The 26809-nt window shown below is 59.1% G+C and carries 29 protein-coding genes; 1 reads left to right on the top strand and 28 read right to left on the bottom strand.

From position 1 onward, the window contains the following. Window positions 1–7 precede the first annotated feature (7 nt). The 5 genes from AC2YI2_RS00810 to flhA all read right to left on the bottom strand — a co-directional run bounded on the left by AC2YI2_RS00810 (window position 8) and on the right by flhA (window position 4345). Window positions 8–382 carry a hypothetical protein gene (locus tag AC2YI2_RS00810; protein WP_487384515.1) on the bottom strand — a complete coding sequence of 125 codons (375 nt, stop codon included), beginning with the start codon at window positions 380–382 and terminating at the stop codon, window positions 8–10. Between the two features lie 52 nt (window positions 383–434). Beyond that, complete coding sequence (locus AC2YI2_RS00815) at window positions 435–995, bottom strand: rod-binding protein (RefSeq protein ID WP_487384516.1); 561 nt, start codon at window positions 993–995, stop codon at window positions 435–437. A gap of 96 nt (window positions 996–1091) precedes the next feature. Further along, complete coding sequence (locus tag AC2YI2_RS00820) at window positions 1092–1496, bottom strand: hypothetical protein (RefSeq protein ID WP_487384517.1); 405 nt, start codon at window positions 1494–1496, stop codon at window positions 1092–1094. A gap of 3 nt (window positions 1497–1499) precedes the next feature. After that, window positions 1500–2246, bottom strand: a complete 747-nt coding sequence (locus AC2YI2_RS00825) for a flagellar biosynthetic protein FliR (protein ID WP_487384518.1) — start codon at window positions 2244–2246, stop codon at window positions 1500–1502. Then, complete coding sequence (gene flhA, locus AC2YI2_RS00830; protein WP_487384519.1) at window positions 2243–4345, bottom strand: flagellar biosynthesis protein FlhA; 2103 nt, start codon at window positions 4343–4345, stop codon at window positions 2243–2245. Before flhA ends, AC2YI2_RS00825 begins: the two co-directional genes overlap by 4 nt. A 153-nt stretch (window positions 4346–4498) precedes the next feature. Here flhA and AC2YI2_RS00835 point away from each other — a divergent pair, with 153 nt between their 5' ends. Continuing rightward, window positions 4499–5113, top strand: coding sequence for a hypothetical protein (locus AC2YI2_RS00835; protein ID WP_487384520.1), 615 nt, complete (start codon window positions 4499–4501; stop codon window positions 5111–5113). Window positions 5114–5118: 5 nt separating this feature from the next. Here AC2YI2_RS00835 and fliQ read toward each other — a convergent pair whose 3' ends face one another. The 23 genes from fliQ to flgA form a co-directional block, all read right to left on the bottom strand. After that, entirely contained in the window at window positions 5119–5385 is a 267-nt protein-coding gene (gene fliQ, locus AC2YI2_RS00840) for a flagellar biosynthesis protein FliQ (RefSeq protein ID WP_487384521.1), read from the bottom strand. A 25-nt stretch (window positions 5386–5410) separates the two neighbouring features. Next, window positions 5411–5911, bottom strand: coding sequence for a flagellar hook assembly protein FlgD (gene flgD / locus AC2YI2_RS00845; RefSeq protein WP_487384522.1), 501 nt, complete (start codon window positions 5909–5911; stop codon window positions 5411–5413). Next, entirely contained in the window at window positions 5902–6351 is a 450-nt protein-coding gene (gene flbT, locus AC2YI2_RS00850) for a flagellar biosynthesis repressor FlbT (RefSeq protein ID WP_487384523.1), read from the bottom strand. Before flbT ends, flgD begins: the two co-directional genes overlap by 10 nt. Beyond that, on the bottom strand, window positions 6348–6695 hold the full coding sequence (gene flaF, locus AC2YI2_RS00855) for a flagellar biosynthesis regulator FlaF (RefSeq protein ID WP_487384524.1): 348 nt from the start codon (window positions 6693–6695) through the stop codon (window positions 6348–6350). Before flaF ends, flbT begins: the two co-directional genes overlap by 4 nt. Window positions 6696–6795: 100 nt before the next feature. Beyond that, window positions 6796–7851, bottom strand: a complete 1056-nt coding sequence (locus tag AC2YI2_RS00860) for a flagellar hook-associated family protein (RefSeq protein WP_487384525.1) — start codon at window positions 7849–7851, stop codon at window positions 6796–6798. 6 nt (window positions 7852–7857) lie between these two features. Further along, window positions 7858–9351 (bottom strand): flagellar hook-associated protein FlgK, encoded by a 1494-nt coding sequence (flgK, locus tag AC2YI2_RS00865; RefSeq protein WP_487384526.1) that lies wholly within the window; start codon window positions 9349–9351, stop codon window positions 7858–7860. 22 nt (window positions 9352–9373) lie between these two features. After that, window positions 9374–10618 (bottom strand): flagellar hook protein FlgE, encoded by a 1245-nt coding sequence (locus AC2YI2_RS00870; RefSeq protein ID WP_487384527.1) that lies wholly within the window; start codon window positions 10616–10618, stop codon window positions 9374–9376. Window positions 10619–10883: 265 nt separating this feature from the next. Continuing rightward, entirely contained in the window at window positions 10884–11555 is a 672-nt protein-coding gene (gene rem / locus AC2YI2_RS00875; protein ID WP_487384528.1) for a transcriptional activator Rem, read from the bottom strand. A 277-nt stretch (window positions 11556–11832) separates the two neighbouring features. Continuing rightward, on the bottom strand, window positions 11833–12405 hold the full coding sequence (locus AC2YI2_RS00880) for a transglycosylase SLT domain-containing protein (protein WP_487384529.1): 573 nt from the start codon (window positions 12403–12405) through the stop codon (window positions 11833–11835). Next, window positions 12347–13894 carry a flagellar hook-length control protein FliK gene (locus tag AC2YI2_RS00885; protein WP_487384530.1) on the bottom strand — a complete coding sequence of 516 codons (1548 nt, stop codon included), beginning with the start codon at window positions 13892–13894 and terminating at the stop codon, window positions 12347–12349. Before AC2YI2_RS00885 ends, AC2YI2_RS00880 begins: the two co-directional genes overlap by 59 nt. A 2-nt stretch (window positions 13895–13896) precedes the next feature. Further along, complete coding sequence (locus AC2YI2_RS00890; protein WP_487384531.1) at window positions 13897–15213, bottom strand: chemotaxis protein; 1317 nt, start codon at window positions 15211–15213, stop codon at window positions 13897–13899. Window positions 15214–15216: 3 nt separating this feature from the next. Beyond that, complete coding sequence (locus AC2YI2_RS00895) at window positions 15217–16674, bottom strand: MotB family protein (RefSeq protein ID WP_487384532.1); 1458 nt, start codon at window positions 16672–16674, stop codon at window positions 15217–15219. After that, on the bottom strand, window positions 16671–17330 hold the full coding sequence (locus tag AC2YI2_RS00900; RefSeq protein WP_487384533.1) for a hypothetical protein: 660 nt from the start codon (window positions 17328–17330) through the stop codon (window positions 16671–16673). The genes AC2YI2_RS00895 and AC2YI2_RS00900 overlap by 4 nt, the downstream gene beginning before the upstream one ends. A 277-nt stretch (window positions 17331–17607) precedes the next feature. Continuing rightward, window positions 17608–18570, bottom strand: a complete 963-nt coding sequence (locus AC2YI2_RS00905; RefSeq protein WP_487384534.1) for a flagellin N-terminal helical domain-containing protein — start codon at window positions 18568–18570, stop codon at window positions 17608–17610. A 426-nt stretch (window positions 18571–18996) separates the two neighbouring features. Beyond that, window positions 18997–19959: a flagellin N-terminal helical domain-containing protein gene (locus AC2YI2_RS00910; RefSeq protein ID WP_487384535.1), complete on the bottom strand. Its 963-nt coding sequence runs from the start codon at window positions 19957–19959 to the stop codon at window positions 18997–18999. A 283-nt stretch (window positions 19960–20242) separates the two neighbouring features. Beyond that, window positions 20243–21205, bottom strand: coding sequence for a flagellin N-terminal helical domain-containing protein (locus tag AC2YI2_RS00915; RefSeq protein ID WP_487384536.1), 963 nt, complete (start codon window positions 21203–21205; stop codon window positions 20243–20245). Window positions 21206–21481: 276 nt separating this feature from the next. After that, complete coding sequence (locus tag AC2YI2_RS00920) at window positions 21482–22444, bottom strand: flagellin N-terminal helical domain-containing protein (RefSeq protein ID WP_487384537.1); 963 nt, start codon at window positions 22442–22444, stop codon at window positions 21482–21484. A gap of 248 nt (window positions 22445–22692) precedes the next feature. Beyond that, window positions 22693–23454: a flagellar type III secretion system pore protein FliP gene (gene fliP, locus AC2YI2_RS00925; protein WP_487384538.1), complete on the bottom strand. Its 762-nt coding sequence runs from the start codon at window positions 23452–23454 to the stop codon at window positions 22693–22695. Beyond that, window positions 23451–23957, bottom strand: coding sequence for a flagellar basal body-associated FliL family protein (locus AC2YI2_RS00930; RefSeq protein ID WP_487384539.1), 507 nt, complete (start codon window positions 23955–23957; stop codon window positions 23451–23453). Before AC2YI2_RS00930 ends, fliP begins: the two co-directional genes overlap by 4 nt. 14 nt (window positions 23958–23971) lie before the next feature. After that, window positions 23972–24685, bottom strand: a complete 714-nt coding sequence (flgH, locus tag AC2YI2_RS00935) for a flagellar basal body L-ring protein FlgH (RefSeq protein ID WP_487384540.1) — start codon at window positions 24683–24685, stop codon at window positions 23972–23974. Further along, a complete protein-coding gene (locus AC2YI2_RS00940) occupies window positions 24682–25209 on the bottom strand; it encodes a MotE family protein (protein ID WP_487384541.1) in 528 nt (175 codons plus the stop codon). The genes flgH and AC2YI2_RS00940 overlap by 4 nt, the downstream gene beginning before the upstream one ends. Further along, on the bottom strand, window positions 25206–26324 hold the full coding sequence (locus AC2YI2_RS00945; protein WP_487384542.1) for a flagellar basal body P-ring protein FlgI: 1119 nt from the start codon (window positions 26322–26324) through the stop codon (window positions 25206–25208). Before AC2YI2_RS00945 ends, AC2YI2_RS00940 begins: the two co-directional genes overlap by 4 nt. Next, entirely contained in the window at window positions 26321–26803 is a 483-nt protein-coding gene (gene flgA, locus AC2YI2_RS00950) for a flagellar basal body P-ring formation chaperone FlgA (RefSeq protein ID WP_487384543.1), read from the bottom strand. The genes AC2YI2_RS00945 and flgA overlap by 4 nt, the downstream gene beginning before the upstream one ends. Window positions 26804–26809 lie beyond the last annotated feature (6 nt).

A 26809-nucleotide genomic window follows, 5' to 3' on the forward strand; every position in this document is an offset into this window, starting at 1 on the left:
CGTCCGCTTAGAACTCGCCGTGGCGGAACTGTTCCTGGGTATAGGTGCCATCGGCCTCGTTTTCCTGCACGGCGCTGCGCAGGATGTCGGCAACGGTCCGCATCGCATAGATATGCGCCTCGAGCTTTCGGGCGTTGACCTGCAGCTTCTTCTTCATGCCCTTCATCTGGGTGGCGAAGCCCTGCGGAAAATCGCCCGGACCGACATCGCGGCACAGCACGGTCAGCTCATAAAGGCAGCGGCTTTTGTGAACGTTCGACGCCTTGATGTCGAACTTCATGTCGGTGCCGATGCGCGCATTCTCGTTGTCGATGATCATTTCCAGCCGGCCAAGCACCGTGCGGAGCCGGATGTCTTTCAGAGGTTCGTCAAATGCCGCCATTGTCATTTTCTTGTCCCCGTAAGGAATTGTGTGTTCAGCCGGTCAGCCGGCGTCAGTGCTTCTTGCTGGAATTGTCGCCCGGCAGGAGCTTGTCCAGCGCCTCGAGTTGCTTCTCATCGATCAACTGGGTCGCCATGTGCAGTCGATCCGCGCGGTTGGCGTCGGATTTTTCCTGCTTGTCCTTCAGCTTCATGCCCTCATTGTCGAACAGCTTGTCGGCAATGCCGATGCCGCCTTCCCTGGCGACCTCTTCAGCGATCTTTTCCGCCATCATGCCCTTCCAGATCTCGCCGGAAGTGCCCTTGCCGTAGACCTCGTCGCTGTCGGGGAGCATTGACTTGATGAAGTTCTGCAGCACCATGGCCTCGAACTTCCTGTAGGTCTCGGGAACGTCCTTCTTCTCAACACCGTCGAGACGATGCTTGAGCTTGTGGGCGTCTGACACCGCGTCCTTCATCAGCGTGGCGTTGAAAGAGGCGTCGGTACTGGCAAGGCGCTTCGCCTCGGCAGTCGCCTGGCCAGCCTTCAGCTGGGCCTGCGCCACTTCCAGTCGGGAAGGATCGGCGTTGTTCAGGACGTCGAGAACGATATCGCTGGGAGGTGAAATTGCCATCTATGAGTCGCCCTAGGGTGCTCTAATACTCGTTGGCCGGCATCCTCAACTCTTTACCTTGACCGTGGCTTACGGACACCAAGTAATTGGGAACAATCAGCTTTCTGACCCGCCGCGAAGCACGAGATGAATGTCCATCAGTTCCTGGATCGCCCGTTCCTGCGCCTCGCCGTCTTCCACATCGCGGGCGTCCTCCGCCCTCTCCGCCAGGCGGTCAGCCTTGGCCTTCTCGCGCAGAATCTTCTGCTCCTGGGCCTGCTGCACGTTCTGGAGATGCTGGTCCTTGGCGGTGAGCCGGCTGATCTGGCTGGAATAGATGCTGGCGAAAAGCTGATGGATCGAATCGACCGAGCCGATAGCGTCAACGACCACCTGGAGGTCGTCGGCGAGATCGGCGCGAGCCCGCGTCGTTGCCGCGAGTTCGTTCTCGGCCATATGCTCGAGATGGCGCTGGACCTTGACCAGGCGCCCGAGCTTCGCGGATTTCGAGAGATCAGCCACCACTCACCTGAAAATTGGCCCGAAGGCATCGGCGTAAAGCGACAACATGGACGCGATGCCGAGGTAGAAGAGAATCATGCCCCCCATGACCATGTAGGGCGCTGAGATGAAGTAGACCGGTACGATCGGCGCGAGCTTGTTGATGAAGCCGATGGCAAGGTTGAAGAGCACGTTGAACAGGATGAACGGGCTCGCCAGTCTCAGCATCACGTAGAATGTCTGGGCGAGCGTATCCGTCATCGAGACGAGCGCCCTTTGCGGATCGAACGCCGATCCCGGTGGCAGCGCCTGGTAGGTGTCGGCGATGGCGATGAACACCTGGTGATGAAAGTCGAGCATGAAGAGGACCACCAGCCCGGCGAAGGTCAGGACGTTTGTGATCTGACCTTCGGCCGTGTCTTCAAGGATATCTGGCGCCGGCGGACTGTTGAGACCGATCATCATCGTGACGACGGTGCCGAGAAACTGGAGGCCGAGCGCGTAAAGGCGCGCGATCATGCCGAGCACCACACCGATCAGGGACTCGAAGATGCAAAGCAAAAGATAGTCAGGCGTCGTGCCTCTGATCTTGGGGTAGATCTGGTCCCACATGATCGGCAGGAGCGCCATCGTTACCGTGAGTGCGACGAGTACGCGGATGACGGTGGGGAGGCGCGCAGTCGAGAAGCCAGGCAGGACAAGGATGCAGCCGCCGATCCGGCAAAACGCCGCAAACAGCGCCAGAACCACGCCCTCCGGATCCTGGATCATGAAATCGTTCCGAGGATCTTGATTTCTATGCCCTTGGCCAGCTCGACATGCGAGAGCACGGGCAGTGTTGCGAAGAGCCGCTCGACGATCATGCGGACATAGGATCGGGTCTCGGGCGATGTGACAAGGACGAAGGGCAGGCCGCGGTCGAGATATTCGCGTACGACCTTGGTCGCCTGCTCCGAGAACTCTTCGAGGTGGCGCGGATCGATATCGAATTCGATGATCTCGCCCTTGGTGTCGCGCTTGATCGCCTGGTGGAATACCATGTCCCACTTGTTGCCGAGCCGGAGCACGCGCAGCGCACCATTGTCCGATAGGTCGCCGCAAATCTGCTGGGCCATTCGAACGCGGACATGCTCGACGATCTGCTCGGTCTTGCGGACATGCGGTGCAAGTTCCGCCACCGCTTCGAGAATGAGATGCAGGTTGCGGATCGAGACGCGCTCGGCCAGAAGGAGCTTGAGCACCGCCTGCAGACCCGAATAGGACATGTGCGTGGTGCAAATCTCGTCCGCCAGCTTCTTGTATTCCGGATCGAGGCGATCGATCAGGATCTTCACGTCCTTATAGGACAGGAGCTGAGGCAGATTGTTGCGGATTACTTCCGAGAGATGGGTCAGCACCACCGAGACGTTGTCGATCGGGTGGAAGCCTTCGCGCTTCAGATCTTCCGTGAAGGTTTCGATGATCGAGACCGCAGGCATGCCGAAAGCGGGTTCGCGAACCTCGTCGCCCGGCGCCGACGGTTTGCGGCCGCCGCCTGTGATGACAAGCACTTCGCCCACCCGCAGCATGTTGGACGCGACGGTCGTGCCGTGGATGCGGATCTGGTAGGCCTTGTCCGGGATCGAGATATCGTCCCCGACGCGGATTTCCGGAACCACGAAGCCGTATTGGGTGGCAAATTTCTTGCGCATCTTGCCGACACGGAAGGCGAGTTCCTGGTGGGCGCCGAGCAGGCGTGTCGAGACCTGCTTGCCGAGGAGCAGCTCGATCTCGGGCGTCTTGAGCGCCTGCTTGACCGAGTCCTTGTCGTCGGGCTTTATCTCGGCTGCCTTGCGTTGATCCTCGACCTGCTGCTCCGCAAAGGCTTCCTCTGCGCGGCGCTTTGGGATCGCCCAGCTTGCAAAAGCCAGTATGCCGCCAAGCGTGGCAAAAGGCAGGAATGGAAGACCGGGCATGACGGCCAGAAAGGTGACCAGACCGGCCGACATGCCGAGCGCACGGGGATAGCCTGCAAGTTGGTCGACGACCGCCTTGTCGGTGGTGCCTGTCTGGCCGCCGCGCGACACCAGCAAGCCTGCCGCGAGAGAGATGATGAGCGCCGGGATCTGCGATACGATACCGTCGCCAACCGACAGGCGAACGAAGACGTCGGCCGCTTCCCCGATTTCCATGCCATGGCGGAAATAGCCGATGATGATGCCGCCAAAAATGTTGATGGCGGTGATGAGAATGCCCGCAACCGCATCGCCACGAACGAATTTCGACGCACCGTCCATGGCACCGAAGAACGAGCTCTCGTCCTCGAGCTCCTTGCGCCGGCGACGCGCTTCCTTCTCGTCGATCATGCCGGCCGACAGGTCGGCGTCGATCGACATCTGCTTGCCCGGAATGGCGTCCAAGGTGAAACGCGCGCCGACTTCCGCGATGCGGGTCGCACCCTTGGTGATGACGATGAAGTTCACCACGATCAGGATCATGAAGACGATGAGACCAATGACGAAATCGCCCGACATGACCAGGTTTGCGAAGCCGGCGATGACCTGGCCGGCCGCATCATGGCCCTCATTGCCATGAGACAGGATCACGCGCGTCGTCGCGATGTTGAGCGACAGGCGCAACATTGTGGCGATGAGGAGAATCGTCGGGAAGGACGAGAAATCGAGCGGTCGCTGAATCCACAGCGAGACCATGAGGATGAGGACCGAGGAGGCGATCGAGATGGCAAGACCGAAGTCGATCAGGAACGCCGGGATCGGCAGGAACAGGACCGAGAGGATGACCATGATGCCGATGGCGAAGCCGATGTCGCGGCCCTTCGGCGCCACCTTCGGGATCGTCAACGACGTCAACGGAGACTGTACATCAGCCATATATCGCGCGCCTCATCATGAGTCGGATTCGTGGTAGGCTCATGGATAGCGGCTGAAACTTGCGCGAAGGGTGCAGGGCCGCAGGCGAAATTTCGCCGCCGTTCGGGGCGACGCTCCGGCATCATGCTCCCTTCAAGACCCCGGAGATGCCTGATGTTCGCTCCGCCAAGACGCCTCGTCATCGCCCTCGCCCTCGTCGCCTATCCGCTCGGCGCCGGTGTTTGCGTGGCTGAGGATGCGGGTGAGGTCAAATGGGATGTGACAACAGACCTCAACGGAGATGGCGTGCTGGACCGCGCATCGATTGTCGAAGCGCCCGATGGCGAGACGAGTGATCTCCATGTCTTCCTGGGTTCCAAGAGCGAGAAAGCCGGAAATGATACGAAGCCCGATATCATCAAGAGGGCTATCATCCGGGGGACGGTTCTTGCGTTCGAAAGCCGGGAGAAGGCGACGCTAACGCTGACGAACTGTACCGGCTGCAGGTCGATGTGGGCACTCGAAGAGACGCTGACCGTCGTCTACCGGGACGGGACGCTTGTGATCGGCGGCTTCACACGGGTTTGGGAATTGTCCACGCGTCTCGCCGATCTCAACGTCGAAGTCACCATGGGCAGTTGTTCCATCGACTTTCTGACTGGCGAGGGTCGAGTCAGCGAGGGCCTGGAGGATGAGACGAAGGTCAGGGAGCGCTTCAGGCCGATTGCGCTCGCCGACTGGTCGGACGAAACCCGCCCGCAAATCTGCAAATACAAAGGCGAGCAATGAGGATGTCAGAAACCGCTCTGGACGCGCGAGAAGATCATCGTCGTAAAGATCGAAATCTGAGATCCGATGAAGGGTGCCGAAATGGCGACGGCAGCAAGAACCGCAAGGATCTTCGGCACGAAGGTCAGCGTGATTTCCTGCACCTGGGTCAGCGCCTGAAGCAACGCCACCGCGACGCCGATGACCATGGCCGAGAGCACGGCCGGCCCCGACGCAGCCAGTACGGTCCAGATGGCCGCCTGGCAGATATCGAGCGCATCGGCCTCATTCATGTGACGTCCTTACGCAGCAGTCTGGCTATTCACCCGAAACGCTGTCGGTCTCGCCGTCATCGGGCGTGTCGGTATCTGGATCTGTATCAGGATCGCTGTCCGTCGTCGATGCTGCATAAACTGTTACGCCGGTCGTTACGAGGACTTCCTTGCCGTTTTCGAGTATGGCGTTCAGGCCATCGGAATTGATTTCGACCGCCTTGACGATGCCCTTGGTCGCGCCGTCGGCGCTGGAAATATGCTTGCCGATCAGGCTGGTGGCCTGCGACATTGAGGTTTCCTGGATCAGGCTCTCGAGATGCTTGTTGGTCTTGATCGCTTGCTCGACAGAGGAGAACGATGCGAGCTGTGACATCTGTTCGCCGGCATCCATCGGATCCGTCGGATCCTGGTTCTTCATCTGGGCAACCAGCAGCTTGAGGAAGCTGTCGTAGTTGAGGGTCGCTTCCTTCGTGTCGGTGCTCGCCGCCGACGTCGTGTTGGACACTGCCGTCGTCTGGACGTTGCTAACTGCGTCTACTGCCACGGTGCGATCTCCCGGCGGATCTGCTCGCGAACGGCGGGCGTGATTTCCTGCGTGCTGAGGATGCGTTCCTCGATCGTATAGAGACCGCGGATCGCCTTAAGTGCATCGAAAGGTCGACCGGAGGTCACCACCGCATCGATGCGCTTGAGTTCGGCAAGAATTTCGTCGTTCTGGAAGGTCGCCAGCAACATGGCGATCGACTTCTTGAACATGACCATCGACTGGCTTGCGCCCTCCGGATTGATCAGCATCATCTGGATGATGAAATAGAGCTGCCTGAGTGGCGTTGTCGCGCCCTCCGGCTGGAGCACATGGTTCTCCAGAAGGAAGGTCACGTCATTGAGGAACTCAATGGCCACCTTGCGATCCACCCGGAGGACAGCGCCGTTGATAAAGATACGCTCGCCGGATTTCAGCGAGATACGCAATGTGCTTTTCATTTCAATCCATCCCTGATGATGGTGATCACGTCGGCGATGCCCTTGAAGTTATCGGATTGGCGCATGCGAATCCGTTCGGCTTCCTTGAGCACCCATATGCCGATCGATATAAGGTCTGCCCTGAGATTGATGGGCAGCTGATTTTCTGGGCTGCGCAGATCGTCGATGAAGGCGATCCAGACGCGGCGCGTAAAGAAAAGTGCTTCGACGGCTTCCCGGGACTCGCGTCCCGATCTAATGGCCGCCTGCAGCATGGAGATGGCCTTGTCCAGGACCTGTCTTTCGCGGCCCTTGGAGTCGGCGACGTCATCCGCCATGATCTCTGCATAGGAAAACTGGTACATTCAGCCCCTCACTCCGTCATACTTCAAAGCGTAAACCCTTTGCCTGAACCCAGGCTTACGCGTTCTATTCTTCGTCCGCCGGATGGCGGATTCATTGTCGTCAGACATAATTGACGAGGCTGAGTTGAGATATCCTCGCCGTCAGATTGTATGAAATTTCCATCTGGTTGGTCAGCGCAGTTATCTTGGTCGACGCAGCATAGACGTCGACACCCTCAAGATCGTCGAGGTTGAGCTTGACGATATCGACCTGCGCCTGCAGCACTTCGTTGGCCATAGAGACGCGGTTTTCCGAGAGGCCAAGCAAGCCTCGCTGGCTGTCAACGCCGTAAATCGCCTTGCCCATGAAGTCGATTGCCTTGTTCGATACGACCGCGCGGGTGTCGCTGCTAATCGGAAGATTGAGCAATTCTATACCGATGACGGTGGCGTAGGCGAGCTGCTTGAAGCCGTCCTGATTGATACTCACCGAGCTCTGCACGACTTCCGTCCGTGAGATGCGGCTGGTCATCGGCGTATCCGACGCCGTCGACCACGTGGTCCCCCATTCCGGCCCGCCCGTGAACATCGGCTCAACGGCGATGTCAAAGAAGCTCTGCATCTGCGCAGGCGTGATGAATTCGGTCTGCGGGTCGTCCTTATTGAATCCGAAAAAGCTGGTGAAAGCCGTGTCGAAAGCCGTCCGTGCGCCGGTTTCGTCCGTCATGTAGTCGCCCATCGGCTTTACATCGGTGTTGATGCCGGCGAAGATATATTCGCCGTTGACCGATGTATTGGCCGCGTCGACCATCTGGTCGATCACGTTGGTCAGCGTCTGCACAGCGGTTCCGAGTTGGGTGCTGTCGGTCGAGCCAGCCAGCGCAACATATGTATTTAGCGCCGTCTGGCCAGCATCCGAGATCGTCTCCAGCGCCATCTGCGATGATGACAGGCGCTGCGTGACGACCGAGTTGGTCGCCATCAGATTGTCCATCATATCGCGCTCGCGGCGCAGATCGAGTGCGCGGGTGGTCGTGCCGCCCAGCGTTTCGCCGATATTATAGAGCTGCCCCGTCACCACTTCCTTCTGAGCTTGGACCAGCTCATTCTGGACGGAGTTGATCGTCGAGCGCATGGCTGACTGGACGGCGAGGTTGGATATGAACGAGGTTTTCATGGCCTATCATCCGACAGATGCGAGTAGGGCCTGGATCATCTCATCGACGGTCGCGACCAGTTTGCTTGAGGCTTTGTAGCTCTGCTCGAGATCGAGCATCAGCGACATTTCCTCATCGAGGCTGACGCCGGTGGTGTTGGAAAGCGCTTCGCTCACACGCGTGAGCTGCGCATCCTTGTTTTCCATGGCAGCGGCACTTTCGGAGATCAGCTGTTCCAGCCAGCCCACCGAACCCGTCGCATATTCGCCGATGCTGGTCCTGGCATCGATCATGGCATCGGGGTCGAAATCCCGTTCCGCCTCGAAGCCGGCGACATAGCCGTCGAGCAGATCGGAATAGCCCGCCTCATCATTCGTGTTGCCGAGGTAGTCACCCGTCACGAGCCCAAGTCCGTCGACATCATAACCGCCGTCCCGGAGCAGCGTCGGATCGCCGGCCAGCGACTTGACGAGCGTATCATTGACCTTGAGCACGGCAGAAAGGCCCGGAGTGAGCGTCCCCGTCACCGGAATGAGATCGCCGGCGGCGTAGCCGGTCCAGGTGAAGAGACCGGGAATCGGGTTGGCACCGCCGCCGGTCTGGTCTTCCTGCTGGAAGAGCTCGACCATGCCGCGTGCGGTTTCGTCGAGCTGGTTCTGATAGGTCGGGATGATGTCGTCGCGCATCTGCAGGAGCGCCTGCAGCTTGCCTTGGGCGGTGGAATTTCCAGTCTCGCCGGCGCTGACTTCCTGGCCGTCGATTACGACAGGATTGCCGACGGTCGTCGCATCATATGCCGGTTGCGGCAGGAACGATATTTCGCGCGCACCGGAGTCGAACAGCATGGTGCCGTCGGTGGTGTAAAGCGCCATATCGTTGTTGTCGCGGACGAACGAGCGGACCCCAACGATCTCCGAGATCTGCTTCAGATAGCGCTCGCGCATGTCGAGCTCGTTGTTCACATCCTTGCCGAGAGCCGTGCCGGACTTGATGGCACCGTTCACGTCGGTGAACTGCTTAAGCAACCCGTTCAGCTTCTCGATGAGATCCGAAATCTCTCGATCGATCGTGCCGCGCATTGACTGAATTTCGGTGGAGATCCCGTTCAGCGAATTCGCCACATCCCTTGCGCTCGACACGACCGTCGCTGCTAGCGTCGATTCGTTGGGCTTGGTGGCATAGGCTTGCAGATTGTCGCGCAATGTCTTGAGATAGGTGGACGGCGCGGTCTCGTAGTCGTTGCCGCCGAGCAGCGACTTGATGCCTTGAAGCTTCTGCTGCAGCACTTCCTGCGCTGCAGCATCCGCCGTCGAATGCATGACCTGCTTGACCAGGCCGTTGTCATATGTCCGCTCGATGACGAGCTTCTGCGCACCATTGGAGTCGACCGTCAGGGTTCCTACCCGGCGCGCATAGTCCGGGTTGGACGCGTTTTCGATGTTCTTCGAAAGCGCCGAGGCTTGCAGCCCCGTGTTGGAGAAGATCGACTGTGCAGTGCTGATCGCCGAGGACAATGACATGACGCTGGCCTATCTTTCAAACTTATCGCTTCAGGTTGACGAGAACGTCCATCAAGTCTGAACCGGTCTGGAACACCTTGGAGTTGGCCGTATAGGTTCGCTGCGACTCGATCATACGGGTCAGCTCTTCGGCGATGTCGACGGTAGAGTTTTCGAGAGCGCCGGAGACGATCGAACCCATGCCATTCGCGCCGGGGAAGCCCAAGATGACGATGCCGGAGTCATTGCTCTGGGCGTAGACATTGCCCGAAATCACCCGAAGCTCATCGGGGCTCTGCACCTGCGCCATAGCCAGTCGATACATCGGAAGAAGATCGCCATTCTTGTATTGGGCGTAGACGATGCCGTCTTCAGCGACCTGGATCTTCTCGACTTCGCTCGGCGCGTTGCCGTCGACTTCGGCACTGATTGTGAAATCATAGTTGAGCTGTGTCAGGCCGGTGAAATCCAAAGTCATCGCGAGCATGTTTGGCGGCGTGTCGGTAGGACCGGTGGCAGCCAGCGCCACTTCGGCTGCCGTCAGCGAGGCGGCGTCCAACTTACCGTTCGTCGGATCAAAGGTCAGGGCGATACCGCCGGCCACGACCGTGCCGGTTTCCTGGTCGGCGACATCCATCTGCCATGTATTGTCGGCTGTCTTCGAGAAGTAGACGTCGAAGATCACTTCGTTGCCGAGGGTGTCGAATGCCTTGATAGAGGTCTTATGTGTGAAGTCGTCGCCAACAGCCGCCCACGGAGCAGCGAGATCGTCCGCGCTGGCATCGAGGTTGGCGATAAAGGTGCCCAGCGTGGAACCCGTCGCGACGAGGCCATCCGAGGCAATCTTGACGGGCTCTAGGCCAGCATAGCCGTTCACCACCGGCGTCGGGTCGTCTTCGGTGTAGGGGTACCCCAGCAGCTTGTAGCCGCCGGCATTGACCAGTTCACCACTGCCATTCGGCACAAAGGAACCGGCGCGCGTCATGTAGGGAACACCGCTCGGGTCCTCGACGACGAAGAAGCCGTTGCCGTTGATGGCAAGGTCTGTGGTCGAAGACGTGTATTGCAGAGCGCCCTGATTGCTGATGCCGTATCGAACGTCGGTCTGCACCGCACCCGAGTTGTAGTTGCCGGACACCGAAGGCAGCAGCAGCGAAGAAAATTCGGTCGACGCTGCCTTGTAGCCGGTGGTGCTGGCGTTTGCGATATTGTCAGCAACCGTGCTCAGGCGGCTGGCTTGTGCATTCATACCGGACGAACCGGTTCTCATCATTCCATAAAGGCTCATATCGGATCCTCGTGTCCGTCGTTCATTGGGAGAGTAGGGAGCGCGGCTTGCGTGAACCTTATAGGTCGCCCGACCGATGCGCTTATCCTGGGTTTTCACGCAGAGACAAAATATATGACTGAAACTAAATGATAATTTCGGCGGTCGACGCCACTGCCCAGCCAGGCACGCAACCGGCCACCGGGCAAAAGAAATGGCGGGCACCGCATCACGCGAAACCCGCCATTCATGTCAACTTACTGGGATCGGATTGCCGATCGACCGTTTACTGCCAATCGATGCAGTATCCGAGGAAGCGCTTGGAATCGATCGGGTCGAAGCCGAGGCGCTTACGGAGCTTCTTGCGAAGCTTGGAGATGTGGCTTTCCACCACATTCTCTTCAACATCCTCATCGAAGATGCCGTAGATCGCATTGAAGATCTGGGTCTTCGAAACGCGGCGGCCACGATTGGCCACCAAATATTCGAGGATTCGACGCTCGCGCCGCGGCAGCGGGAACACTTCCCCTGCGATCTCGGGATCCCGACCATCCGAGAAAACCCTGACTTGGCCGATATCGGTGTAGTTGTTTTGGACTTTCTGCCGGCGCCGAATTGCCGCCGCACGTGCCAGAATCTCTCTGGGATGAACCGGCTTTCTCACCACGTCATCCACGCCGCAATCGAAGAATGCCAGCGTCGTTTCTAGAGAGGGAGAATCCGACACCGCGATAACCGGTGCCTGGCTCCGATCCCTGATCGCCCTCGGCAGGTCGAGCGAGAGCTCGGACTGTCCGATCAGGAACGCTTCCACGGCATCAATATCCGTGTCAGCTGCCGTCAAGACCCACTCCCCGAATTCCCCTGGATCAAATCCCGTGGAAGGCACGCCTTCACGGAAAAATAGGGAAGTGTAGCCATCTTTTACAAGTGTACGCTCATCAACCACTACGATCATCGTCCGCCTCCGAATCATCGTGTGAATTTCCAATGACCAATGAGTACGAATCCTGCGAATCGCCGTAAATATCGAAGAAGTCAGTCATACAAATTAACAGTAGATTAACCACTGAATGCCGATTTGCGCTATATATTGTGTCAATTCCTAGAGGCAGACACTAAATTCCGTTTTGCACATTAACGTATGGTTAATTCCCTGCAAAAAACGACTCATGGCTTGACTCGCCACATTGCCGCCCAATTTGCGCGCAGTCCGATTCAACCAAGGCGATTGTCTACTGTGGGTTGTCGCAGAACTCGGACGCCGTGGCGGTCCATTTTCCGTACCCCGTCGCGACGAGGTTCGAAATCACCCGGCACACGTACCGCTTTTGTGCCGGATCGTTGTTCGGGCCCGCGTGATAGCGAGCCACCGCCATGGTCCATGTGACATGCTTCGCATGCAGCCGCGAGAGAAATTTTGCGGCATATTCGACATTGCGGCGGGGGTTCAGCATGTCCTCCGGCGCCGCAAATTGGTCGCCGTGATAATGGTGATTGATCTGCATGCAGCCGAGATCGATGAGCTTGGCGCCCTGGCTACGGGCGTCCTCGAACGCCTGTAACGCGTCGTCGCGGGAGTCGGCGAAAATCGCCTTGCCCTCGACATTGAGCGCCCAGGGCTGGAGCGAGCCGCGCTTGCCCGTCTCCGTCAACCCCACCGAATAGAGAATACCTTCCGGGACGCCATATTTTGTGGCCGCAGCGGCGATCTCGCGCTCACAGATGCCACCCTGCGACGCCGTTGCGTCAGAGATAGAGATTGCCGGCCCGGCCAGGATCAGAGCTGCCGTCGCCAGCAGTGCCATCGGCGCTCGTGCCAGACGGCGTCCAGCGCGGCTGCTCGCGCTGGCCGTCGTTGCGACCGGACTGGTTGCTCTGTCCGTCACGCTGCTGGGCCTCTGCATCACGCTGGGCCTGCCCCTGCCGCGCCATGTCTCGATCTGCACCCGTATTGGTCCTGTCAGCCGCATTCAGTTGCACCGTTACCTTGTCGATGGAGAAGCCCTGATCCTGCAGCCCCCTGACGATATCGTCATGATCTGCGGAGAGCTGCTGATAGGCCTCGATCGAGTCCACACGCAGTTCGACCGTGAGTTCCTCGCCCTTGAGCTTCAGCGTAGCCACCATGTTGCCCAGATTTTCCGGGTTCATCTGGAGCTTGAGGGTGTTGACCTCGCTCACAGTGTTGCCGAGCGTGCTGAGGTCAGAACTCTGGGCAGCATGCAGGGCTTCCGTCCAAGTGGGATCTGCCTTGATTGCCGTTGTGAGCGCCGTTGCATTCGGCTCGGGTGTGAAGCCGAGATAGCGGCGTGCTTCGAGCACTGTCGCAGTATCGACCTTCGCTGTGGTCGCGGGCTTGGCCGCTTCACGTTGCGTGTCACCGGGGACCGTGGACACATCGATATCGACCGAGCGACCGCGGCCATTGGCACTGACGAGTCTTACGACGTCGTTGTGGGATGACTTGTCATCTGCCGCGGGGCTGTCCTTGGCGAGCTTGGCATCGGCTCCTGCTGCGATGTGATCCACGCGCGACGTATCACTGTTCGTGGTCAGCTTGTCCCCGTGGGAATCCTGCTCATCATCATCATCGGTCTTTTCCACTTTATCATCATCGGACGATTTCTTGCCGTGCTTGGCGTCCGTTTCCTTGGTGAGACCTAGAAGGAGGCCAAGTTCGTCGGACGGCGTCAAAGGTTGGCCGGCGTCAGCGTCAGCATCGCCTGAGACCTGCTGGATCTTGTTCGCCAACTTCTCTGCCTGTTGTTCGGCATCCTTGAGCTTCTCGACCAGTTTGGCCAACCGGGCCTCAGCCTGCTCGCCGGCCTGATCGACGCTGTGCGCCACCCTGGCAATGTCCTCGACCGTGATCTTCAGTTGCGCATGCTCATTGGCCTGGGCTTGGTTGAGAACCTGGACTTGAGTTTGGGCTTGAGTTAGCGTTTGGGATTGAGTTAGAGCCTGGGCTTGCGTCAGAGCCTGCACTTGCGTTGGGTTTTGGACTTGCGTCTGCGCCGACGTCCCGAAGCCGCGAAGCGCCGCAGAAAGTTCGAAAGTCGTCTTGGATCGGTTGTCGGTCGAGCGTCGTGATTCTGCTTCTGACTGCGGCCGAAGATCGATCTCCCCGTCCTTGCCCTTGCCACGGTGTGACTCCTGCTGGCCAGCCTTCGAGACGATGTCCTCGAAGCTGTTTGCCTGGTCGTCCTTTTCCGCCGAAGCCTGCTTGCGGTCACGATTTGCCGAATTGGCCGATTGTGCCGGTTGCGGCACGGCGGTTGGAAGTTGGTCGATCATCGTCAATTGCTTTCTGTTGAAAGAAGCGCGTCGATATCTTTGAGTTTTGATTTGCCCGCGCTCACGAAGTCCTCAATCCGATTAATCCGGGAATCGAGGGCCTGCATCCGTGTTTCCACCGGCAGGTCTTCGGCATTGGGAAGAGGATCGGGCAGCACCGGCGTTTCCGTGGCTGCCTCCGTGACCGCTTTCGCGACGCGTTCGGACATCATGTCCCGATATTCTTTGTCGACCATAGCCTGCCTTACTTGCTTCAGACTGGTCTCGCTGGGCGGCCGCAATACTTCCTCGCCAATCACCGTTGCCGCATCGCGCAGGAAACGATCCTTGGGCGAAAGCGCCTTGTCGGGAATCTCGGCAAGCTCCCGCAGAACCTTCTCGATCCCATCCGTGGGTACGTTGACGAGACCGGAGTAAAGCTCGGCCAGGGCCAGTTGGCCGCTGTCTTCACTGGTTGACAATCGTCGTGCCTCGCGGGAAGCGAACTCCGCCAGTTCCTTGTCGCCACCGATGGCGGCGCGTCGGCCAAGACGCAGGTAGATCTCGCGCTGACGCTTGCGTTCGACGAGCGATAGCACCGCCTTGATCTCCGGGGGCGGCAACGCCTCCTTGTGATCCATCGCCAACGACACGAAGATGTCGGCGAACTGCGAGGCATAGGGAGAGTTCATGAAGCGGCGCGCATAGCGCCGGGCGTAGGGCAGAGCGCGCTTGGCGTCGCCCTTCTGCGATGTGATGGCGAGCGCACGGCGAAGCGCCGCTTCCTCCACGATCGTGCCTGGCGCTTCGATGCGGGCCCAGTCAAAGAACTTCAGCGCCACGTCGGTCTGATCCTCCATCAGCGCGTTGGCGCCGATGAGTTCGAGATAGGGACCGATGCGCGTGTTGCGGTATTCGGGCACCACGTCCTTCAACTGCTTCGTGGCCGTGGATCCGCGGCCCGCGAGGTAGCGCCGCAGTATGCTGGTAACGCGATTGTCGAAATTGCCCTCGACGTCACGTTCGGCGAGGATATCGAGCGTTTCGGGGTTGCCGCCGCTCATGGCGAAAATCAGCGCCGCGTCGACATTGCGCGGATCGTCGAACACGGCCATGTCGATCGTGCGCAGCCGCCGGTCGATTTCATTGAGCAGATAGCGCTGCACCTCGAGGGACTCGATGTCCCCGCCGATGACCTTGTCCTGGATCGTCTGAAGCGACCGCACGAGCAGATAGGGTGGCGCCGAGGTCGAAGAGTCCTCCGCGCGAGGCGCGACCGGCAAAGCGAGCGCGACACACAAGGTGACGACAGTGATCAGACGGGGCGAGCGAGTAACCATCGGTTACCCCGCATCCGCCTGGAGCAGGATCTCGATCCGCCGGTTGCCCGGGTTGAGCGGATCCTTCTCGAACTTCAGCCGATGGTCAGCGAAGCCGGAGATCTGCGACACGCGCCCCTCCTCGATACCGCTCCGCATCAGCATGAAATAGGCGCTCTGGGCACGCGCGGTGGAAAGCCGCCAGTTGTCAAAGGTCTTGGACTTGTACGGGCGGCCGTCGGTATGACCGCGGATGGCGATCTTCCCCTTGCGTGCCTTGAGCAGCTTGGCGATGGTTTCCATCGCGGCAACGGTTTCCTTGGTCGGAATGGCCGACGCCGAGCGGAACATCGGCGTCTTCACCTGGTCGGTGATGCTGATCAACATGCCGCCTTCTGCGGGCTGAACGATCAGGCCCTCCGCCAGATAGCCCGCGCGGTTGCCGAGCGCCTTGCGTAGCGCATCCTGCAATTCGGCGGCCTGCTTGGCCTCATTCGCCACCTTGAGCTCGCCGTCGTCGAGCTTGCCGTTTTTGTCCTTGTCGAACTTGGCGAGCAGCGCCTTCTCGTTCTTGCCGAGCTCTTGCTGATCCGACTTGCCGTCCTTGTCGTGATCGGTCTTGCCGAGCTTGGACTTATCGGTCTTGCCATCTTCCTTCTTGTCGGATGGCTTGTCCTGGTCTGCCTTGGCCTGCTTTTCCTTGTCGCCGATGTCGGACTTGTCGGTCAGCCCCTCGCCTGCCTTCAGGTCGCCCTTCGGCTGCTCGCCGCTCTTCTTGTCGCCCTCGTCCTCGGTTCCCTTGAACATGGAGTCCGGATTGTCGGCGTTGATGATCTCGCCATCGCCCGGCAGGCCGGCGGTCTCGGCCGGCACATCGCTCGCATTGGCGGGCGAGGTCTTGGAGATTTCGATCTGTTGCGTCCAGAAATCCGGGTCGAATATGTCCTTGAAGGCCTCGCCGCCGTCGGCACCTGTTCCGGGGCCGGCGTCATTGGCACCACCATCGCCGCGCAAGCTGATATTGGCCTTGTCCTCGGTCTCCTGCGCGATCTCGGCGATCACAGCGTAGGGGTTTTCGAAGTAGTCCGCCTCTGATGACTTGACCTGCTCCAGCTCGGCATCGGACTCGGTTTCCTTGCCGGGATTGCTGTCCTTCTCGGCCGACTTGCCGTCCTTGGTATCCTTGGTTTGCTCCTGGGACTCGCTCTTGTCCTTGGCGCGCTTGGGCGTCTGGATGCCCTCGTCGGGCGGAACTTCGCTCGTCAGCTTGATCGGATTGAAGTAGCTAGCGACGGCGGCCTTCGTCTCTTCATTGGCAGCATTGACGAGCCACATGATGAGGAAGAAGGCCATCATGGCGGTCATGAAGTCGGCATAAGCAATCTTCCACGCACCACCGTGATGACCATCGTGATCGCCCCTGTGGCGCTTGACGATGATGATCTCGTTTTTGCCGTGGTGGTGGCTTTCCGCTTCGCTCATTCCATCACCTCGGCAAGCGACTGCGCCCAGACCGACAGACGCGTCGTAAGCACGCTTTCATTGATTTCGACGAGAATATCGATCGTCTCAGCTTCAACATGCCGGCAGGCAATGCCGCGCTCATCGAATTTGGGCTTGAGCATCTCATAAAGCCGCATCGGACCACGAACGAGCACGTCGGCAGCCTTCTCTTCCGTCATCGCTTTGCGGACTGCATCGGCGAGCGCAGTGACAGAACGGCGCGCGACATCAGCATCGATGATGGGCAGAAGCGCCTGCAGCGTCTGGTCGGCAACGGACTGCGAAATGGCCACCGTCATGTCGAAGAAGCGAGCATGGATCACGCGCATCACTTCGGAATCGTGGCGCTCTTCCTGGGCCACGACCTCATGCTGATGGTCCTCGGCGATCGTTACCAACTGGCCGGCGAAGTGCTCTTCCAGTTCGGCGCGCGCCTTGGCATAGCCCTCGTCAAAGGCCTCCTTGCGCTCGGCTTCCAGATCGATCTGAGGTTCCGGTTCGGAGAGAAAGTTCATATCGCCGAGGTCGCCGAGCGGAGAGGAATCTGCCAGGCTCGAAAGCATGGTCGTCCCGACCAGTGCGGTGGTTTCAGGGACGCTGAAGTCCTTGAGATACTTCGTCAGCATGGCATTCATCGCCGCCGCCATCTTCTTGTGGTGCCCCGCCGCATGATCACGGCATTTCTGTCCGAGACGCTAGAAGTTCAATCTTGTGCGAAGATGAAATGCATTGGGCCGCGCCAGGGCAATAACGCGGCCCAATCTTCCCGATCCACGCCGATGACCGTTGGCGCGGCGGAATCCTGGGGATCCGTGCACGCCGTAGCGGCCACCCTCCCCCTCCGGCGGCACCGTATGAGAACGACGCGCCATTACCCCTTTTTGTGCGGGGCCGATCTGGCCCCGGCTACCCTTACTTGAAGAGCTGCAGAATATTTTCGGCGTTGGAATTGGCGATGGAAAGCGCCTGGATGCCGAGCTGCTGCTGTGTCTGCAAGGCCTTGAGCCTCGTCGATTCTTCATTCATGTCGGCGTCGACCAGTCGGCCGATACCCTTGTCGATCACATCTCGCAGTGTGGCGACGAAGTCGTCCTGCATGTCGATGCGCATGTTGATCGAACCGAGCGTTGCTGCCGAGTTGGTCAGCGTCTGAAGCATGGCGTCGACGGCGGAAATCATGCCGGAGACTTCATTGTCGGTCGTCGTCATCGAGAGGGTGATCTCGGTACCGCTGGCCGCAGTGGCGGAGCCGGAGTCGAGGAGGAAGTAGGTCGCCGAGGTAGAACCGGTACCAGTGGGAACGGAGACAGCCGTATCGCGGGTGAGAATACCCTGAGCTGCATCATTGATGTCGATCAGCGTCGAGGTGGATGTGTCGAATTCCAGCGTTTCGACGGCGACCGTGCCATCGGACGCGCGGTTGAAGGAGCCGACCATTTCCACGATCGTGGGCGGATAAGCGGTATCGTTGAAGAGCCAGTTCTCGCCGGAGAAGGAGGCCGATTCCGCAATGGATCCGAGCTGATTCTTGAGCTCTTTCAGTTCCTCGTTGATCTTGTTCTTGTCGACACCGGGTTCGCGGGCGGCGACCAGCTTGGCTTTCACTTCGGTGATGACGTCGATGGCCGTCTCAAGCCCGGTATAGGCCGTGTCGGTCTTCGCGGCGCCTAGGCCGAGAGCGTCCTGGACGGTCGAAAGCGCCTTGTTGTCCGAACGCATGGTCGTTGCGATCGACCAATAGGCGGCGTTGTCGGATGCAGTCTCGACGCGGTAGCCGGAGGAGATGCGCTGCTGCGTCGTCTCCATCTTGCCATTGATGTCGCGCAATGTCTGGAGAGCAGCCATTGCGGCTGCATTGGTCATCATGCTGGTCATACTAAACCTGCCCCATCGGGAGTTTCCTGGCCATTCCGGAGTCGGGGCACCGGCAACGGCAGCTTCGCTTCATGCTATCTCCACCACACTTGCCCTGGGCGGAAGATCTGCCGTTCGTTAACTTGGTGTAAACAACTATGGTTAATCAGAGGTTAACAATGGGACGCGGGAGAAGACTTTATTAAGCTGTATAAACAAGATCTAAACCGGCAGCGCCCGCAGTTGCACGCCTGGCCTTCATCCTGGAGACCAGATTTCCGGCAGACATAGCTGTTTGCAGGGTCAGTCTGCGCGCTGAAGCTTGCGGCTGGCTGACGTGAGATCCGCCAGGCTATCGCACGGCGTGCAACCATACGCATTCAAACGCGAAGAACGCCGGCTGCGAAAGCAGCCGGCGTTCTTTTGTCAGTCGTTCGCTCTTGTGGATTAACGGAAGAGCTGGAGGACGTTTTCAGAATTGGAGTTGGCGATCGAGAGCGCCTGGATGCCAAGCTGCTGCTGCGTCTGCAGCGCCTTGAGCTTGGTGGACTCTTCATTCATGTCGGCGTCGACGAGGCGGCCAACACCCTTGTCGATCACGTCCATTAGATCGGCCACAAAGGATTCCTGCAGTTCGATGCGCATGTTCGTCGAACCAACGACGGCGGCGGCGTCGGTCATCGAGCTCAGCATCACTTCAATGGCCGAGATCATGCCATCGACATCGGTATTGGTCGTTGCAGCAGACAGCGCAATTTCCGTGCCCGACGCTGCGGTCGTGGAGGTTGCGTTGACCAGGAAGTAGGTCGCAGACGTCGTACCGGTACCGACCGGAACGGTGACGGTGATGTCGCCGGTCAGAAGGCCCTGGGCCGCATCGTTGGTGTCAACCAGCGTTGAGGTCGAGGTGTCGAAGGTCAGGATGCCGACCGACACCGTGTTGTCGGAAGCGCGGTTGAACGAGCCGACCATTTCCACGGAGCCGTTGGCTGTGGAGTCGTCGTTATAGAGCCAGTTCTGGCCGGAGAACGAAGCAGATTCCGCGATGGAGATCAGCTGGTTCTTGAGTTCGGTCAGTTCCGAATTGATCTTGAGCTTGTCGACACCCGGTTCGCGGGCGGCAACCAGCTTGGCCTTGATTTCGGTGACGACGTCGATGGCTGAATTCAGACCGGTATAAGCAGTGTCGGTCTTTGCAGCACCGAAAGCCAGTGCGTCCTGAACGGTCGAGAGCGCCTTGTTGTCCGAACGCATGGTGGTTGCGATCGACCAATAGGCAGCGTTGTCAGAGGCCGTTTCGACGCGGTAGCCCGAAGAAACGTGGCTCTGTGTTTCCTCCATGTTCGAATTGATCGAGCGGAGTGTGTCGAGAGCCGCCATTGCGGCTGTGTTGGTGATGATACTCGTCATGTTCGTACTGCCCCTTGTGTAACGGGTAAATTTGGAAGGGACATTCCGGGATATTCGAACCGGTAACGACGGACAGCTTCATGCCAGCTAACTCAGGTAAATCTGTTAGCCCGACGTTTCTATGAGCACTAATAAACACTCTTATGGTTAAAGAAACCTGAAGAGATATTCCTCGTTAACCATCTTTCTTATCGAAAAATTCCGAATTGCGATTGCCCGGGCGCACAACGAAAGAGGCCGCCCGGAAATCCGGGCGGCCTCTGAAGCCGGTATGCCTCTTCGCTTAGCGGAAGAGCTGGATGATGTTTTCGGCGTTGGAGTTGGCGATCGAGAGCGCCTGGATGCCGAGCTGCTGCTGCGTCTGCAGAGCCTTGAGCTTGGTAGACTCTTCATTCATGTCAGCGTCGACGAGGCGGCCAACGCCCTTGTCGATCACGTCCATGAGGTCGGCTACGAAGGCGTCCTGAAGCTCGATGCGGGCGTTAGCGGCACCGAGGGTAGCGGCAGAGTCGGTCATCGAGCTGAGCATGGACTCGACAGCCGAGATCATGCCGTCGACGTCGGCGTTGGTCGTCGCAGCCGACAGCGCGATTTCCGTGCCGGAAGCAGCCGTGGTGGAGGTTGCGTTGACTAGGAAGTAGGTCGCAGACGTCGTACCGGTACCGACCGGAACGGTGACGGTGATGTCGCCGGTCAGAAGGCCCTGGGCCGCATCGTTGGTGTCAACCAGCGTCGAGGTCGAGGTGTCGAAAGTCAGGATGCCGACCGACACGGTGTTGTCGGAAGCGCGGTTGAACGAGCCAACCATTTCGACAGTGCCGTTGGCTGTGGAGTCATCGTTGTAAAGCCAGTTCTGGCCGGAGAATGCAGCGGATTCGGAGATCGAAACCAGCTGGTTCTTGAGTTCGGTCAGTTCCGAGTTGATCTTGAGCTTGTCGACACCCGGTTCGCGGGCGGCAACCAGCTTGGCCTTGATTTCGGTGACGACGTCGATGGCCGCGTTCAGACCGGTATAGGCGGTATCTGTCTTTGCGGCACCGAAAGCGAGAGCGTCCTGAACGGTCGCAAGCGCCTTGTTGTCCGAACGCATCGTGGTGGCTATCGACCAGTAGGCAGCGTTGTCGGCAGCCGTTTCGACTTTGTAACCCGAAGAAACGCGGCTCTGAGTTTCTTCCATGTCCGAGTTGATCGAACGAAGAGTGTTCAACGCAGCCATGGCTGCACTGTTTGTCATGATACTTGTCATACTGATACGCCCCTTTTTGAACGCTAAGACTTGAAGGGACATTCCGGGTTAGCGCCCGGTAACGGCGGAAAGCTTCATGCAGCTAACCGAAAACGATGTGTTAGCCCGACGTTTCTATGGATAATAGGGATAAACGGTTAGGGTTAAAGAAGCTTGAAGCGCCGCTCGCCTTAACCAGATTTCTTATGACATGGTCGGAATGCAAATTGTGAAAATTGACAAATGAAAAGGCCGCCCGGGTGACCGGGCGGCCTTTCAAGTCTTGACGCTCTTCGTTTAGCGGAAGAGCTGGAGAACGTTTTCAGCGCTCGAGTTGGCGATCGAGAGTGCCTGGATGCCGAGCTGCTGCTGCGTCTGCAGCGCCTTGAGCTTGGTGGACTCCTCATTCATGTCGGCGTCGACGAGGCGGCCGACGCCCTTATCAATCACATCCATCAAGTCTGCCACGAAAGCGTCCTGCATTTCGATGCGGGCGTTGGCGGCGCCGAGGGTGGCGGCGGAGTCCGTCATCGAGTTGAGCATTGATTCAACGGCCGAGATCATGCCGTCGACATCGGCGTCCGTGGTCGCAGCCGACAGCGCGATTTCCGTGCCCGACGCTGCGGTCGTGGAGTCGGCATCAACCAGGAAGTAGGTCGCCGATGTGGTGCCGGTACCGTTCGGAACGGTGACGGTGACATCGCCTGTCAGAAGACCCTGGGCAGCGTCGTTGGTGTCGACGAGCGTGGAGGTCGAGGTGTCGAAGGTCAGGATGCCGACCGACACCGTGTTGTCGGAAGCGCGGTTGAACGATCCAACCATTTCGACCGAGCCGTTGGCGGTCGTGTCGTCGTTATAGAGCCAATTCTGACCGGAGAACGAAGCCGATTCGGAGATCGAAACCAGCTGGTTCTTGAGTTCGGTCAGTTCCGAGTTGATCTTGGTCTTGTCGACACCCGGCTCGCGAGCTGCGACCAGCTTGGCCTTGATTTCGGTGACGACGTCGATGGCCGAGTTCAGACCGGTATAGGCTGTATCTGTCTTCGCGGCGGCGAAGCCGAGAGCGTCCTGAACGGTCGAGAGCGCCTTGTTGTCCGAACGCATCGTGGTGGCGATCGACCAGTAGGCGGCGTTGTCGTCAGCGCCGGCGACACGATAGCCGGACGAAACGTGGTTCTGCGTCTTCTCCATGTCCGCGTTGATCGAACGCAGAGTGTTAAGTGCCGCCATAGCGGAAGAGTTGGTCATAATAGAGGTCATCGGGGGTGTCCCTGAATACGCGTTACAAGAGGGACATACCGGGTTTAAAACTTACCGGTGATAACGGTTCGGCCTCATGCCTAACGACCCGCTTTCTGCGCAATCGTGTCCGTCTCTTGAGGCCGATTATTGGTTTCAATGCTTGCGTTTATCTTAATTCCGCAAGGTCGGTGGAGTCATAGGAAATGAAGCGTAAACGGCTTTATTAAAAGGAAAACAATATGGAAATTCAGATGGTTAACGAAGCGTCAGGTAAACGACCTGACAAGGCTTCCAACCAGCAGGTTCCAGCCGTCGATCAGCACGAAGAAAAGGATCTTGAACGGCAGTGAAATCGACGTCGGCGGCAGCATCATCATGCCCATCGCCATGGTAATTGTGGCCACGACAAGGTCGATGACGAGGAACGGCAGCACGATCAGGAAGCCGATTTCGAAGCCGCGGCGGATCTCCGAAATCATGAAGGCCGGAACGAGCACGCGCAGGTCGATCTGGCCATTGGTCGTCGATGGCTGACCGCGCTCGGCCGCGATATCGGCAAAGAGAGCGAGATCCTTGTCACGTGTATTGTTCGCCATGAATTCCCGGAACGGCACGGCAACGCGTTCCAGTGCCTGCGTTTCCGTGATCTGCTCTGCCAGCAGCGGCTGAACGCCATCCGTCCAGGCGCGGTTGAGCGTCGGTGACATGACGAAGAAGGTCATGAACAGTGCCAGACTGGTCAGGATCATGTTGGACGGCGTGGTCGATAGGCCCATGCCCGACCGGAGGATCGAAAACGCAATGATGAACCGCGGAAAGCTGGTCACCATGATCAGGATGCCCGGCGCGACCGAAAGAATCGTGAGCAGGCCGAACGTGCGGATAATCCAGCTCGCGACCGAGCCGGTGATCGGCGTATTGAGGATGTCAGGCGTGGTCGTCTGCGCCATCGTCTCGCCCGCCATGCCCGGCAGGATGATCAGCAGGACGAGGGCGGCAATCACCGTTGTCGCGAGTTTCCGGATCATTGGATTAGAAATGTCCTGAACATGAGGCGTGACACCTTGCCTTCCGAGATCATGTCGGCACGCTCTTCGAGATCTTCCTTGAGATACTGGAAGCCGCGGGGCCCTTCGATCTGCTGGAGCGACACGGTCCTGAGATAGACAGCGATATCCTGGTGGATGGTTTCCGCCAGCTTCGCGTCCGGCTTATCCTTGAAGAGTAGAGCCACTTCGAGGCGCACCCAACGGTCTGTCGGAAAGGCGAGATTGGTGGTGATGGGTTCGAGCTGGACAACGCCATTCTCTTCGGTCGCGAGCTTCGGCAGACCTTCTTCCTTGCTGCCACCTTCGGCAGGCTTTTCCTCCGCCTTCGCTTCGACCTTGGGCGGCTCGACCTGGGGTGCGAGCATGTTGCCGACGAGCCAGCCGCCGATGCCGCCGATCACAGTGACCGCCGCGACCCCGATGATGGTCATGACAAGGCCGGATTTCTTCTTGGGCGCTTCGGATTGGCTTTCGTCGAGCATCTGCGTGTCCCGGCCTAGATCGGTGAGAAGACGTCGATGACCTGCTGGCCAAGCGGCGGATTCTGGATTTCGGAGAGTCGGCCGCGGCCGCCATAGGAGATGCGCGCCTCGGCGATCTTTTCGTAGGCAATCCTATTGTCGGCATCGACATCCTGCGGCCGGGCGATACCGGCGAGGTTCAGAACGCGGAGTTCCTGATTGACTCGGACTTCCTGGGAACCCGAGATCAGAAGATTACCATTGTCCATCACGCCGGTGACGACGACCGCGAGCTGCAGGTCCAGCACTTCCTTGCGCTCGATCGAACCGTCGCCCTTGGAATCGGACTTCGAGGAATTGCTGATCGTGGCATCGAGCGACTGGTCGTTGTGCGTATCTGTGCCGAACAGGTTGAAGGCCTTGCTCCAGGAACTCTCGCGTTTGCGTTCGGTCGTATTGTCGAAGGTCGCCTTGTCGTCGATGTTGATCTTGACCGTCAGGATATCGCCGACCTTGAGCGCGCGCGCGTCCTTGAAGAGCGCCGACTTCTGGTCGCTCCAGAGCGAATAGCCCGTCGCGACCTGCTGCGGCTCCTTGGGATAGAGCGCGAGTTCATTGGTCTTGGTGAGATTGAGACCCGAACCGATCGGGCTCATCGCGGGCGCGCGATTGAGATCCTTCACCGCCTGGCCCGAGCAACCCGCAAGGAAAGCGACGGCGGCCATGGGCGCCGCGTACTTGAATGTCATGACGGATTCCTTTGCGCGATGCGGCTGCCTGCGGCCGAGATGATCTCGGTGAGTGCCGCAGCCTTCTTGGGATCCATCTCTGCGAGGATCAGGCTCGATTGCCGCGGCGAGAGCTTCATGATGATGGCGGATGCCAGGTTCGGATCGATCAGGTCCAGCTGACCTGCGGCCGCATCCGGCTTCATACCCTTATAGATATCGACGAGACCGGACTCGGCCTTCTTGAGGAACTCGTTGCGCTGTTTCAGCCAATTCTCATACTCGGACTTCTTCTTCTCAAGCTGCGTAATCCGGTCATCGACCTGTGTCTGTAGCTTCACCAGTTCCTCCTTCTGCAGGAGGTAGCGCTGGTCGCGAGCAGAGTCGGCGATGTTGGCGCAGAAGGCCTTGATCTCTTCGCGCGCGGTCTTCGCGGCAGGCTTCGGCTTCTGTTCTTCCTGAGCCAGAGCCCCCGAGATGGAGCCGATGGAGAGGACCAGCACCGGAGCGATGGCCATCTTGAGCGAACGGGTCATCTTGATCATTGCAGTACGAGCTCCGCATGGAGGGCACCGGCAGACTTGATCCCCTGCAGGATGGCAATGATGCCATCAGGCTTCACACCGATGCTGTTGAGGCCAGATACGAGGGTCTTGAGGTTGGGACCGGCGAGCACCGCAACCTTGCTGCCCTCCTGATTGGCGATGATGTCGGTCGATGGTTGCACCGCCGTCACGCCATCAGAGAAGGGCAAAGGCTGGACCACCGTAGGATTTTCGCTCACCTGCACCGTCAATGTCCCATAGGACACCGCAACCTGCGAGATCCGGACGTCGGCGCCGATGATGATGGTGCCGGTGCGCTCATTGATCACGACCCGCGCCGGCGAGTCCGCCTCGACCGTCAGGTTCTCGATCTCGGCCATCAAACGGGCGAGATCGGCATTGCGCGGCTTCTCTATCACGACCTCCTGGTTGTCGTTGACCTCCGCGATGCGGCCGCCATAGATGCCCGCAGCATAGGCGTTGATGACATCCTGCATGCGAACTGCGGTCGAGAAATCGGGATTGCGCAGTTGAAGGACGAGATTGACCGAATCCTTGAAACGCGATGGCAGAGGCCGCTCGACGATGGCGCCATTGGGCACGCGACCCGCGGTGGTGACGCCTTGGGTCAATTGAGCCGCATCACCCGTTGCGGAGAAGCCGGAGACGATGATTGCGCCTTGCGCCACGGCGTAAATCTGACCATCAGCCCCAGTGAGCGACGTCATGACCAGCGTACCTCCGCGCAGCGAGGTCGCATCGCCGAGCGAACTGACGGTCACGTCCATGCGCGAACCGGGGCTTGCGAAGGGCGGCAGGTTGGCCGTGACCATGACGGCCGCGATGTTCTTCGAGCGATTCTCGCCGCCCTGCGTCGAAATGCCGAGATTCTGCAGCATGGCGCGCAGCGACTGCTCGGTGAACGGCGAGGCGCGCAGGCTGTCGCCCGAACCTTGCAGACCGACCACGAGACCATAGCCGATCAGCTGGTTGTCACGTCCCGCCTGAAGCGAGGCAATGTCCTTGATGCGGGCGATCGCCGCCGCTTGGGCCGGCTGGGCGGGAAGAATGCCCGATATCGCCAGCGCGATCACCAAGGCGAAGAGTTTTCTCATTTCTGCACCACCAGCACCGATCGGTCGGGCATGATCGTTCCGGAGAGAATGACCCCGGTGTCGGTGTTCCGAACCTGGATGAGCTCGCCGACGGCGCCCTCAGCCAAGGGAGTACCGGCGGCGGTAATGCGCAGCACGCCATTGTCATAGACGAGCAGGATCTTGTCGCCCCGCTTCACGGCTGACGGCTGTTTGAGGCCCCCAACCATGATCGTCCGGCCAGGCAGCAGTGTCCGTGTCGTCACCAGGCCTTCGACCTGATTGACATCAGACGCGTAGCCCAATGCGAGATTGCGATTGGTGACTTCCACCAACTTCAGCCGCTTGGCGTCGATTTGCTCACCCGGATAGATGATCTGCGTTGGAACAACGGCAAAGCCGAGAGTCTCGGCACGCGCCACCGAGACGGCGAACATTGCCGGTACGAGTGCGGCAAGCGCCGCCCTTTTCAAGCCAATGAAAAATGTCTGGCCAAACATCATGTT

It is taken from the genome of Rhizobium sp. SRI_017, assembly GCF_057586295.1.